General features: G+C 69.3%; 1 pseudogene. It reads left to right on the top strand.

Annotated features, from left to right (window positions below):
• Positions 1-70: 70 nt before the first annotated feature.
• Positions 71-14,098, top strand: a pseudogene (locus ACFVUS_RS17340) (amino acid adenylation domain-containing protein); the annotation flags it as partial.
• Positions 14,099-14,294 lie beyond the last annotated feature (196 nt).

Here is a 14,294-nt window from a genome sequence, read left to right as displayed (position 1 = left end):
ACAGGATGAGGGACATCTTCATGATTCGGGTGGTCGGGCACCGGTGTATCGAGCGTCGGGCGGTAATCAAATGACCCGCACAGCGCGCGTCCGGCCCACCCGTACCCGGCGGCCCCGCGTCCCCACGCTGCCGCAGTTGATGTCCACCGCCGTCGAGGCCAATCCGGCGGGGATCGCGCTGGTGTTCGCCGACGCCGCGCAGACCTTGGCGCAGCTCAGCTATGCCGAGCTGGATGAGCGATCGACCCGGCTGGCGCATCTGCTGATCGAGCGCGGCATCGGTCCGGAGGATCTGGTCGCCGTCGCCATCCCGCGTTCGGTGGAGTCCGTGGTCGCGGTGTGGGCGGTCGCCAAGGCCGGGGCCGGATTCGTGCCGGTGGACCCGAACTATCCGGCCGACCGCGTCCTGCACATGGTGTCGGATTCCCGGGCCGTGCTCGGCTTGACCGTCGCCGCCAAGCGGGCCGCGCTGCCCGATACGGTGACCTGGCTCGAGCTCGACGACTCCGAGTTCGCCGAGGTTGCCCAGGGTTATCCGGTGGAACCGGTCACCAATTCGGACCGGGTGCGGCCGCTGCGCGCGGAGCATCCGGCCTACACCATCTACACCTCCGGTTCGACCGGGTTGCCCAAGGGCGTCGTGGTCACGCACGCCGGGCTCGCCGGGCTGAGCGAGGAACAGCGCGAGCGATTCCGGATCACCCCGGAATCCCGCGTGCTGCATGTGGCTTCGCCGTCGTTCGACGCCTCGGTGTTCGAACTGCTGATGGCCATCGGCTCCGGTGCGGCGCTCGTCGTCGCCGCGCCGGAGGTCTACGGCGGCGAGGATCTGGGTGCGCTGCTGGCCCGAGAAGCGGTGAGCCACGCGGTGATCACGCCGTCGGTGCTGGCCTCCATCGATCCGAGCGGGCTCGATCAATTGCGGGTGGTGCTCGCCGCGGGCGAGGCGTGCCCGCCGGAACTGGTGCGGCGCTGGGTGGCTCCGATCGCGGAGGGCGAGCGGCGGCTGCTCAATGGGTACGGGCCCACCGAGACCACCATTTGGACCAATTGCGCTGAGCTGCTGCCGGATCGGCCGGTGACCATCGGCGCCGCCATTCGCGGCGCGGTCGCGCATGTGCTCGATGAGAGCCTGCGTCCGGTCGCGCCCGGCGTGCCCGGTGAGCTGTACATCGCCGGGGCGTTGCTGGCGCGCGGCTATCACGGGCGAGCCGAGCTGACGGCCGCGCGATTCGTGGCGAATCCGTTCGAGGACAACGGTTCCCGGCTGTACCGCACCGGCGACCTGGTGCGCTGGACCTCCGGCGGGGAGCTGGAGTACCTGGGGCGCAATGACTTCCAGGTGAAGATCCGCGGTCTGCGGATCGAGCTGGAGGAGATCGACGCCGTGCTCGCCGGGCACGAGAGCGTCGATTTCGCGGTGACCGTCGGACATCAGGTACAGGGCCGCGCAACGGTTCTGGTGTCCTATGTGCACCCCGCTCCGGGAGCGACGGTCGATACCACCGAGCTGTCCGCGCTGGCCGAGCGCGCGCTGCCGCCGCATATGGTGCCGGGCGCGATCATGGTGCTGGACGAGATCCCGCTGACGCCCGTCGGCAAACTGGACCGGGCCGCGCTGCCCGCGCCGATCATCAAGGCGCGGGAGTACCGCGCACCGGAAACACCTGCGCAGCAAACGGTTTCCGAGGTCATCGCCGAGGTGCTCAAGGTCGAGCGGGTCGGGCTGGACGACGATTTCTTCTCCCTCGGCGTGGACAGCATCACCTCCATTCAGATCGTGTCGCGAGCGCGCGCACGGGGTTTGGCGTTCAAGGCCAAGGACGTATTCGCCGCGCGCACCGTCGCAGGACTCGCCGCGCTCGCCGAAACGGTGACGCCCGGCGAGGCCGAAGTCGAGCTGGCCACCGGCCCGCTGGTCGAGGTCAGCGACGCCGATCGCGCACGGCTGCACGAGCTCTACCCGACCATGTCCGATATCTGGCCGCTCACGCCATTGCAGTCGGGCATGCTCTTCCACGCGCTGCTGGCGGAGGATTCCGTCGACGCGTACATGACCCAGTTCACCGTGGAACTCTCCGGTGCGCTGGACATTGCGCGACTGCGCGCCGCCGCACAGGCCATGCTGGACCGGCATGTGAACCTGCGCGCCGCGTTCGTCGAGGATTCGAACGGCAACCCGCTGCAGATCGTGCTCGACGACCTCGAAGTGCCCTGGCGCTACCTGGATCTGGGTGATCGCGAAGCCGATGAGGCCCCCGCGCGCACCGACTGGCTGATGGCCGCGGAAATGAGCGGGCACTTCGATATGCGGTCCGCGCCGCTGCTGCGTTTCACGCTGGTGCGCACCGCGCCCGAACGTTTCCAGCTCTTCGTGACCAGCCACCACATTCTGCTCGACGGCTGGTCGCTGCCGCTGCTGATGCAGGACATGCTGGCGTTCTACGCGCTCGGCGGCGATCCGGCGCTGTTGCCGCCGGTGCGCTCGTACCGGGATTATCTGGCCTGGCTGGCCGCGCAGGACCGCGCGACGGCCCGCGAGGCATGGCGGGAGGCACTGGCCGGATTCACCGAACCCTCGCCGCTCGCTCCGGTCGACCGATCGCGCGAAATCTCCGCCGGTATCGGCGAATTGGGCTTCCAACTGTCCGCCGAGGAGACCGCCGCGCTGGGCCGCGTCGCCGCCGACGCGGGCATCACCGTCAATACGATCGTGCAGGCCGCCTGGGGTCTGCTCATCGGGCGCACCACCGATCGCGACGATGTGGTGTTCGGCGCGACCGTCTCGGGTCGTCCGCCGCAGTTGACCGGCATCGAAACCATGGTCGGGTTGTTCCTCAACGCGATTCCGGTCCGGGTGCGGCTGGATGCGAACGGCACCCTCGCCGGACTGCTGCGGCAATTGCAGGATGAACAGGCCGCGCTGCTGGATCACCACTACCTCGGGCTCGGCGAGATTCAGGAAATCACCGGTGTCGACGGGATTTTCGATTCGCTCGTGGTGTTCGCGTCCTTCCCCGTGGACGATGCGGCGCTCGATGAGGCCGCCGCGCCCATCGGTGGCGTCGGACTGCTCGGCACCTCCGCCGCGAACGGCACGCACTACCCGATCACGGTCATGGTCACCCCGGGCAAACAGCTGCGGGTGAACCTGAAATACCTGCGCGATCTGTTCGACGAGGACGCCGCCGAGGCGCTGTCGCGGCGACTCGCGTTGCTGCTCGGGCGATTCGGCAGCAACCCGCAGGCGCGCATCGCGGATGTGGACGCGCTCATCGACAGCGAGCGGACCGCGCTCGACGCGGTCAATGCCACCGAAGTGGCCGAGCTGCTCGATGATTCGACGCTGCTGACGCTGTTCGACGCGCAGGCCGCGCGTACGCCCGAGGCGCTCGCGGTCATCTTCGGTGATGTCACGCTGACCTACGCCGAGCTGGACGCGCGCTCGCGGCGGCTCGCGGCGGAGCTCACGCTGCGCGGAGTGGGGCCGGAATCGCGGGTGGCGGTAGCCATGCGGCGGGGTATCGATCTGGTCGTGGGTATCTACGCGGTGTTGCGTGCGGGTGGTGCGTATGTGCCCGTGGATCCGGATCATCCGGCTGAGCGCAATGAATACGTGCTGGGCAGTGCCGCACCGGTATGTGTGCTGACGCGGACCGAGGACGGGTTCGATACCGCTTCCGGCGTACCGCTTTTCCTGGTCGACGCACTCGCGGGCGCGGGCGAGATCGAATTCGTCGGGGCCGCTGCGGTGCGGCCGGACAATGCCGCGTACGTCATCTACACCTCGGGCTCGACCGGTCGCCCCAAGGGCGTTGCCATCACCCACCGGCAGATGGCGAATCAGTTCCGCTGGGCGCAGCGGACCTACCCGCACGGTGCCGGGGACGTGGTGCTGCACAAGACGCCCATCACCTTCGACATCTCCACGTGGGAGTTGTTCTGGCCGTTGCAGACCGGCGCGGCGGTGGTCATCGCCGAGCCGGACGGGCATCGCGATCCCGCCTACATCGCCCGGATGATCGGCGAATACGGCGTCACCTCGGTGCATTTCGTGCCGTCCATGCTCGAGGCGTACCTCGACGGGCTGGCGCAGTCGGCCGCCGCGCCCTCGGGGCAGCTGCGCTGGGTCTTCGCCGCCGGTGAGGCGCTGTCCGCCGAGACCGCCGTGAAATTCGCCGCCGCACTGCCGGATACGGCGCTGGTGAACTGGTACGGCCCGGCCGAGGCGACCGTGGTCACCGCGCAACCGGCGGAGCAGTCCGTCGGCAACGCGGTGCCGATCGGCAGCCCGGTGGCCAATACCAAGGCGCACGTGCTGGATCGGCAGTTGCAGGCGGTGCCGTTCGGTGCCGCCGGTGAGCTCTACGTGGCCGGAGTGCAGCTGGCGCGCGGCTACCTGGGCGCGCCCGCGCTGACCGCCGAACGCTTCGTCGCACACGCCGGCGGGGCGCGGCTGTACCGCACCGGCGATGTGGTGCGCTGGATCGCGGAACTGGGCGGGAACGGGTACGCGCTGGAATACCTGGGGCGCAGCGACTTCCAGGTGAAGCTGCGCGGACAGCGCATCGAACTCGGTGAGATCGAGACGGTGCTGCTGAGCCATCCGGCCGTGCATCGCGCCGCGGTGACGCTGGTGCGCGCGGCGACCGGTGACCGGCTGGTGGCCTATGTGGTGCCGGAAGCCGATGCGGGGCTGAATGATTCGGTGCTGCTGGCGCATGCGCGGGCGGCGCTGCCGTCGTACATGGTGCCCGCGGCCGTGGTGCGGTTGGCGGCCATGCCGCTCAATGCCAGTGGCAAGCTGGATCGAAAGGCGCTGCCGGAGCCGGAATTCCAGGCCCGGGCCTACCGCGCGCCGTCCACGCCGGGCGAGCGCATGGTCGCCGAGGTCTTCGCGGCCGTCCTCGGCGTCGAGACCGTCGGCGCGGATGACGATTTCTTCGAACTGGGCGGCAATTCGCTCAATGCCACCCAGGTGGTGGCGCGACTCGGCGCGGCCGTCGGCGCACGGGTGCCGGTGCGCGCGATCTTCGAAGCGCCCACCGTCGCCGAACTCGCGGCAAGCCTCGGTGAGCAAGCCGATTCGTTCAGCACGCCGCTGCGGGTGATGGAACGGCCCGAACGGATTCCGCTGTCCTACGCCCAGCAGCGCATGTGGTTCCTGAACCGGTTCGACACCGATTCGGCCACCTACAACCTGCCCACCGCGCTGCGCATCACCGGGCCCCTGGACGTGCCCGCATTGCGTGCGGCGGTGCGGGATCTGGTGGAGCGGCACGAAGTGCTGCGCACCATCTACCCCGAAAACGACGGCGTCGGACAGCAATTGGTGCTGGCCGCCGACGATCCCGACGCCATGCCGTCCATGCCGATGGTGGATGTGCGCGAGGACGGCATTGTCGCCGCGGTGGCCGAGGTCGCCATCGCCGGATTCGATGTGACCGCGGCCCCGCCGCTGCGTGTGCGACTGTTGCGCGTGGCCGCCGACGATCATGTGCTGGTGTGCGTGGTGCACCACATCGCCGGTGACGGTTTCTCGGCCGGACCGCTGACCCGCGATCTGATGACCGCCTACCTGAGCCGGATCGCCGGGCGCGAGCCCGAATGGACCCCGCTCGCGGTGCAGTACGCCGACTACGCGCTGTGGCAGCGTGAAATCCTGGGCGATGAAACCGATTCCGGGTCATTGCTGGCTCGTCAGCTGGAGTTCTGGCGGAACAGCCTCGCGGGGCTGCCCGATCAGCTGGAGCTGCCCGGTGACCGCCCCCGGCCCGCGGTGGCTTCGGGTCGCGGTGCCACGCTCGCGTTCGAGATCGATCCGATCGTGCACGCGGCGCTGCTGCGGGTGGCGTCCGAGCACAACGCCACGCTGTTCATGGCGGTGCACGCGGCCTTCGCGGCGCTGCTGGCGCGACTGTCCGGCACCGGGGATATCGCGGTCGGCGCACCCGTCGCCGGACGCGGCGAGGCCGAACTCGACGATCTCATCGGCATGTTCGTGAACACCCTGGTGCTGCGCGCGCAGGTCGATCCGGCACGGTCGTTCGGTGAACTGCTGAACACGGTGCGCGCGCACGATATCGCGGCCTTCGGGCACGCCGATGTGCCGTTCGAGCGACTGGTCGAGGTGCTCGATCCGGCGCGTTCGCAGGCCCGGCATCCGCTGTTCCAGACCATGCTCACCTTCCAGAACGTCGGTGAGTCCGCGCTGTCGCTGCCGGGAGTCTCGGTATCGGCGGTGGAACTGGATGTGCCGCTGGCCAAGTTCGATCTCCAGCTCACCGTCAGCGAGCGCACCGACGCGGAGCACTCGCCGCAGGGGCTGACCGCGCTGTTCACCTATGCCACCGACCTTTTCGACGCGGGCACGGTCCAGGGATTCGCGGAGCGGTTCCGGCGCATTCTGGTCGCGGTCACCGCCGATCCGGCGCGGGCGGTCGGGGATATCGACGTGCTCGGCTTCGATGAGCGCCGCCGGGTGCTCACCGAATGGAACGAGACCGGCATCGATCTGCCTGCGGGACAGCTGTTCTCGCTGTTCGAATCGCAGGCGGCACGCAATCCGGACGCCATCGCGCTGCGCGCGGACGGCGCGGAACTGACCTACGCCGAACTGGCGACGCGGGTACACCGCCTGGCCCGGCTGCTCATCGCGGCCGGTGTGGGACCGGAAACGCTGGTGGCGCTGGGCATTCGGCGCTCGGTGGATCTCGTGGTGGCGATCTACGCCGTGCTCGAGGCGGGCGGCGGCTATGTGCCGCTGGACCTGGATCAGCCCGCCGATCGCATCGACCATGTACTCGAGACGGCCCGCCCGGTCTGCGTACTCACCACGCGCCGTGACGGTTTCGCGTCCGGTGACCGGGTGCTGACCATCGACGCACTCGATCTGTCCGGGTACTCGGACGAGCCGATCCGGCACGACGAGCGGCGCGCACCGCTGTACAGCGCGCATCCGGCGTACGTCATCTTCACCTCCGGATCCACCGGACGGCCCAAGGGCGTCGCGGTATCGCATGCCGCCGCCGTCAACCAGATCCGCTGGATCACCACCGAATACGGCATCACCGCCGATGACTCGGTGCTGCTCAAGACACCGGCCACCTTCGACGTCTCGGTCTGGGAACTGTTCGGGCCGCTCGCCGTCGGCGCGCGCCTGGTGGTGGCGAGCGCGGACGGACACCGCGATCCGGCGTATCTGGCCGATGTCATCGCCGCCGAACAGATCACCATGACCTCGTTCGTGCCGTCCATGCTGAGCGCGTTCACCGACAGCGCGGCCCCGGCGGCGCTCACCTCGCTGCGCACCCTGCTCATCGCGGGCGAGGCGTTCACCGGTGACGCGGTCGCGGCGTTCCGGCGCATCGGCACGGCGGAGCTGCACAATCTGTACGGGCCCACCGAATTCACCGTGCACGCCACGTATGCGGCAGTGCCGGAAGAGGTTTCGGGCGCGGTGCCGATCGGCGCGCCGGTCTGGAACGCGAAAACCTATGTGCTGGACGCGCGGCTGCATCCGGTCGCGCCCGGTATGGCCGGTGAGCTGTACCTGGCCGGTGATCAGCTGGCGCGCGGGTACCACGGGCGCGCCGATCTGACGGCGGATCGCTTCGTGGCCGACCCGTTCGGTGCGTCCGGGGCGCGCATGTACCGCACCGGTGACCTGGTGCGCTGGACCGATCGCGGTCAACTGGTGTACCTGGGCCGCACCGATTTCCAGGTCAAGCTGCGCGGTCTGCGCATCGAACTCGGCGAGATCGAATCCGCGCTCACCGCACAGGAATCCATCGCGCGCGCCGTGGTGGTGCTGCGGCACGACGAGCGGCTGGGCGATCAGCTGGTCGGATACGTGGTGCCCGCCGCCGGCCGTGTCGTCGATATCGCGGACGTGAAAGCGGCCGTGGCCGAACGGGTTCCGGGGTACATGGTGCCCGCCGCCTTCGTGGTGCTGGAGGAGTTCCCGGTCAATCCGTCCGGCAAGCTGGACCGGCGGGCGCTGCCCGCACCGGATTTCGCGGCCGGACACGAATTCCGGGCTCCGGAATCCGAGATCGAACAGGCAGTGGCGCGGGTCTTCGCCGATGTGCTCGGCCTGGAACAGGTCGGGCTCGATGACGATTTCTTCGCGCTCGGCGGCAATTCGCTGGTCGCGACCCGGGTCATCGCCCGGGTGAACGCCGCGCTCGATACCGATCTCGGGGTCCGGGATCTGTTCGAGGTGTCCACGGTCGAAGCTCTCGCACAACGGGTTTCGGGCGCGGAAACAGTCGCGGCGCGGCCCCGCCTGGTGGCTGGCGTGCGACCCGAGCGGATTCCGCTCTCGCTCGCACAGCAGCGCATGTGGTTCCTGAACCAGTTCGATCCCAGCTCCTCGGCGTACAACCTGCCGATCGCGCTGCGGCTCACCGGCGCGCTCGACACCGAGGCGCTGCGACTCGCGGTCGCGGATCTGCTGGAACGGCACGAGACGCTGCGGACGATCTATCCGGAGGACGCGAACGGGGCGCACCAGGTGGTGCTGCCCGCCGCGCAGGTGCTGCCCGAGCTCACGCCCGAGCGCATCGGGGTGGACGCGGTCACCGGACGAGTGACGGCGCTGCTCACCGCCGGGTTCGACGTCACCGCCGAGATTCCCTTGCGGGTCAAGCTGTTCCGGCTCGACGTGGCCGACGCGATCGAACACGTGCTGGTGCTGGTCACCCACCACATCAGCTCCGACGGCTGGTCCATGGGGCCGCTGTCGCGGGATCTGGTGCTCGCCTACATCGCGCGCTCGGCCGATACCGCGCCCGAATGGTCGCCGCTGCCCGTGCAGTACGCCGACTACAGCCTGTGGCAGCGCGAGGTGCTCGGTTCCGAGGACGATCCCGAGAGCCTGATCGCCCGGCAGACCGCGCACTGGCGCACCGAACTCGCCGGACTGCCCGACGAATTGAACCTGCCCGCCGATCGTCCGCGCCCGCCGGTGCAGTCCTTCCGCGGCGGCAGTGTGCAATTCGGCGTCGACGACGAGATCCACGCCGGATTGCAGCGCATCGCGCGCGAACAGCACGCGACGCTGTTCATGGTTGTGCACACCGCGCTCGCGGTGTTCCTGGCCCGACTGTCCGGCACCGATGACATCGCCATCGGCACACCGGTCGCCGGGCGCGGCGCGGCGGAGCTGGACGACGTCATCGGCATGTTCGTGAACACGCTGGTGCTGCGTACCCGGGTGCCGGGGGAGCTGCGCTTCGATCAGCTGCTCGCCCACACCAAGGACGCCGATCTGCGCGCCTTCGCCCATGCCGAGGTGCCGTTCGAACGACTGGTGGATCTGCTCAATCCCGAGCGGTCGACCGCGCGCAATCCGCTGTTCCAGGTCATGCTGGCCTTCCAGAACCTGCCGGACAACGATGCCGAACTGCCCGAATTGCGGATCGCCGCACTGGAATCCGAGGTCGAGACCTCACAGTTCGACCTGTCGCTGACCATGAGCGACGGCGGCGGCAACCGATTGCAGGGTGCTTTCACCTTCGCCAAGGATCTGTTCGACTACGCCACCGTCGGCGTCTTCGCGGATCGATTCCAGCGACTGCTGGCCGCCATCGTGGAACGGCCCGGCACCCCCGTCGGGGATCTGCCGCTGCTCGACGACAGCGAATACGAACTGCTCACCCACGTGCACGGCGATGAGGTGATGGCCACCGGGCTGCTGCCCGATCTGCTCACCCGGGGCGTGGCGCTGGGCCGCGACCGGGTCGCGGTGCGCTACCGCGGGCATTCCATCACCTACGGCGAACTCGACGACTACTCCTCGCAGTTGGCGCGGGTGCTCATCGAACGCGGCGTCGGGCCGGAAAAGCTGGTCGCGGTCGCCTTCCCGCGCTCCTTCGAGATGGTCGCCGCCGTGCTCGCCATCGCCAAGGCGGGCGGTGCGCACGTACCGGTCGATCCGACCTATCCGGCGGATCGGGTGCGCCATATGGTCACCGATTCCGGTGCGGTACTGGGTATCACCGGGCGCGCGCATCAGGCCGGACTGCCCGGCGAGGTCGAATGGCTGTGCCTGGACGACGCCGCCACCGACGCGGCCTGCATGGCGCAGTCGCCCGCGCCGATCACCGACGCGGACCGACTCGCACCGCTGCGCATGCAGCATCCGGCGTACGTCATCTACACCTCGGGCTCGACCGGAATGCCCAAGGGCGTCAACGTCACCCACGCCGGTCTGGGCGGACTCGCCGATTACGCGATCGCGCTGTACGACCTCGATCCCGAGCACCGGCTCATGCACAACTGCTCACCCAGCTTCGATCCCTCGGTGCTGGAATGGATTTGCGCGTTCTACACCGGCGCGACGCTGGTCATCGTGCCCTCGGAGATCCTGGGCGGGGCCGAGCTCAACGAGCTCATGCGCACCGAACGGGTCTCGCACGCGCTCATCACCCCGGCCGTGCTCGGCACCCTCGACGCGACGAGTCAGCCGCAGCTCGAGGTGCTTTCGGTCGGCGGCGATGTGACACCGCCGGAACTGGTGACCCGGTGGAAGGCCGCCGGGCGGGTGTATCACAACGCCTACGGGCCGACCGAGACCACCATCATCTCCACCTACGCCCAGCTGACGCCGGGACGGCACATCACCATCGGCAAACCGGTGCACGGCATGTCGGCGCTGGTGCTGGACTCGCGAATGAATCCGGTACCGCCGGGCGTCGCGGGCGAGCTGTACCTGGCCGGCGGCGCACTGGCGCGCGGCTACCGCAATCGTGCCGGGCTCTCCTCCGAGCGTTTCGTCGCGAACCCTTGGGGCGCACCGGGATCGCGCATGTACCGCACCGGTGACGTGGTGCGCTGGTACGCCGATCCCGATGAGCGCGGCGGCAATACCGCACTGCCCGACACCGCATGGGAACTCGACTACGTCGGGCGCTCGGACTTCCAGGTCAAGATTCGCGGCTTCCGCATCGAACTCGGTGAGATCGACGCGGTACTCGGCGCACATCCCGATGTCGACTTCGCCCTCACCGTCGGGCGCAAGAACCACACCGGGACAACGGTTCTGGTGTCGTACGTGCTCGGGAAGGACCTCGATCCGGACGCGCTCACCGACTTCGCGGGGCAGAGCCTGCCGCCGCATATGGTGCCCGCCGCGATCGTGGTGCTCGATGAGATCCCGCTGACCCCGGTCGGCAAACTGGATCGCAAGGCGCTGCCGGAACCCGTACTGCGGCAACGCGAATACCGCGCACCGTCCACCCCGCTGGAGCACACCATCGCGGCCGCCTTCGCCGAGGTGCTCGGCGTCGACCAGGTCAGCGTGGACGACGACTTCTTCGCGCTCGGCGGAAACTCGCTGCTGGCCACCGGCATCGTGAGCAAACTGCGCACGCTGTCGGGAGCCAAGGTGATGGTCGCCTGGTTCTTCACCGATCCGACCGTCACCGGGCTCGCCGCCCGCATCGGCGCGGACCTGGAGAGCCGGCACGACTACGACTCGGCCGCCGACGCGGCGCTGGCCGTGGTGCTGCCCATCCGGGCCACCGGCGACCGCACCCCGCTGTTCTGCGCGCCGCCCATGGTCGGAATGTCCTGGTGCTACGCCGGATTGGCCGGGCACCTGCCCGCCGACCAGCCGCTGTACGGGCTGCAATCCCCGGCGCTCACCGAGACCGACTACGCCCCCGAATCGCTCGAGGAGGTCGCGCGGCGGTACGTCACCGCCATCCGCGAGGTGCAACCGCACGGGCCGTACCGGGTGCTGGGCTATTCGCTCGGCGGCATCCTGGCGCATGCCATCGCCACCGAACTCCAGACCGCCGGTGAACAGGTCGAGCTGCTCGCCAACCTGGACGCCTACCCGGACGCGGAGTTCACCGACTTCACCGCCGCCGTCCGCGACGAGTTCGCGGCGCTCGGCGTGGGGGAGGAAGCCTTCCCCGACGGGGATATGACCGACCTCAGCGATGAGGCGCTGGCCGCACTGCACGCCGCCATCCCGGCGGACCTGGCCGTCCTGACCGTGGACCGGCTGCGCCGCATCTACCGCGGCGCGGTGCGCACCGTCGAACTCGGATCCCGGTACCGCCCCACCGCATTCGACGGCCGGATGGAATTGTTCGCCGCCGAACTCGGCCGCGGCGACGACCATCAGCATTCGGCGGCGGACTGGCGGCCCTTCGTCACCGGTCCGATCACCGAACACGTGGTGCCGGTCAAACATCAGCTGATGACCACCGCCGAGTCCTACGCCGTCATCGGACCGCGGTTGGCGGCCCTGCTCGACGGCGGAAACGGCTCGGGCACACCGGAACCGGCCACCCCGGCCGATACCGGCGCGGTCGCCGAGGTCTTCCCCGAGAGCGACGGCGACTGGACCATCACGGCGGTACTGCCGGTGGTCGGCGCGGAACCGCCCGTCACCGCCGGGATGAAACTGTTCGCGCGGCAAGAGGATTCGGACCACAGTCACCCGGACGACAGCCTGCTGGCCGATCCGGTCGAATTCGTGGACAAGGCCTTCGCGGGATTCGACGCAGAATTCGCGACGGCACCCGGTGACGCCGATGTGGATGACGCCGCGCCCGAGGACACTGCCACCGAAAGCGCCGTTTCCGATAGCACCGCGCCCGTGGACGACTCCACCGAGGAGGTCGCGGTCGACGATGACCTGGACGACGCTGTCGCGACGACAGCCGGTGCGGTCGGGAACTCCGCGGGTGCCGCCGCCGATGACGGTGCCGCCGCGGCTGATTCGGCCGTGTCACCGGTCATGGGACCGCGGCTGACCGCGGTCGGCAAGGTGTCACCGCTGCCCGCGGGCGCGGTGAGTCTGCTCGAGGTGGAGCCCTCCGGGCTGTGGGTGCGGGCCATCACGCTCGATATCGCGGCCGATGTATCCGGGAGCCGGGTGCGGCGCTCGGTGCGGAGCCTGCTGGATCGGCATCCGGCGCTGTGGTCGCGACTGCGGCGCGACGGCGATACGGCCGTCATGGACATTCCGGTGCAGGCGAATTCCCGCGATGCCGTGGTGTGGCAGATCGATCCCTCGGTCGAGGCGGTCGGTGATCCCATCGAGGCCGTAATCCACGCCGCCGCGGCGGAACTCGATCCGGAGAAGGGGCGCAATATTCGGTTCGTGCTGATGGCGGGCGCGGACGCGGACCCGAATCTGGAACCGGTCGATCAGCCCGCGGCGGTGCTCGTCGCGGTCGCCAACGGCCTGGTGGTGGACGACACCTCCTGGCGCACCATCATCGAGGATCTGACCGCGTCCTGGTCCGGTGGTCACGCCACCCCGCCCAGTGCGGACGCGCATCCGGTCGGCATCGCGCGGGAACTCGCCGAGCGAGCCACCGCGCCCGCCACCGTCACCGAATTGGAGTGGTGGCGTACGGCTTTGGCCTCGGCCACCGCCGGTCGCGATCCGGCCGAGGTGTTCGGCGGCGGCCGGGACAGCGCCGGTCGCGGCCGCGTGTCGGTCTCCATCACCGGTGAGGGCGCGGCCGCCGTCGACGCGGTCGCCCGCCGCTACCGCGCCAGCATCGACGATGTGCTGCTGGCCGCGCTCGCGGTCACCCTGCTCGGTGACACCGCCGAAAACATCAGTGCCGCACTGGGTTCGGTGGTGCAGCTGGTCGCAGACGGGCGGGTGCCCGGTGATCCCGCCGGACATCGCACCGTCGGCGCGTTCAGCACGCCGTACCCGTTCCCGCTGCGCCTCGAGGGCGTGGACTTCGACGAGGTGCGCCAGGGCGGCGCGGCCGCCGGATCGGTGCTGGAACAGATCCGCGACCGCTGCCGCGAGGTGCCCGCCCGGGGCGTCGGCTACGGGCTGCTGCAACACCTGAACCCGGACACCGCCGCCGCCATCGCCGGACTCCCGGTGGGCCGCATCGGATTCCGCTATCGGGACCTGCGACCCGCCCGGGTGTATCCCGAACCCGTCACCGATGATCTGTACCTCGATGTCACCGTGGACACCACCCAGGACGGTCTGGTCGCCCGCTTCGACTTCGCGGGCGCGGTACTGGATCTGGAGCAGATCAAGCGGCTGGTGGAGGGCTGGGTGCAGGCGCTCGGCGGACTCGCCGAACACGGACGCACCACCGGCTGATACGGACACGCGACCAATCCGTATCATTGTCCGCTATCGCGGCGATGGCATTAGCCGTATGGTCTCCCGAGGGATCAATCCTGCCCGGAGACCAAGGTTGGGTACTGGGGCGGCAGTGTGCCGCACGGTGGTAGGACCGGCACTAACGAACCAACGCGAAGGTGTGAACATTGATTCGTCGAACTGTCCGGAACGG

The sequence above is a fragment of the Nocardia sp. NPDC058058 genome (assembly GCF_042885355.1).
Classification (GTDB): Bacteria; Actinomycetota; Actinomycetes; order Mycobacteriales; family Mycobacteriaceae; genus Nocardia.
Note: the sequence above shows the minus strand (reverse complement) of the source record. Positions and strands in the feature narration are given on the sequence as shown.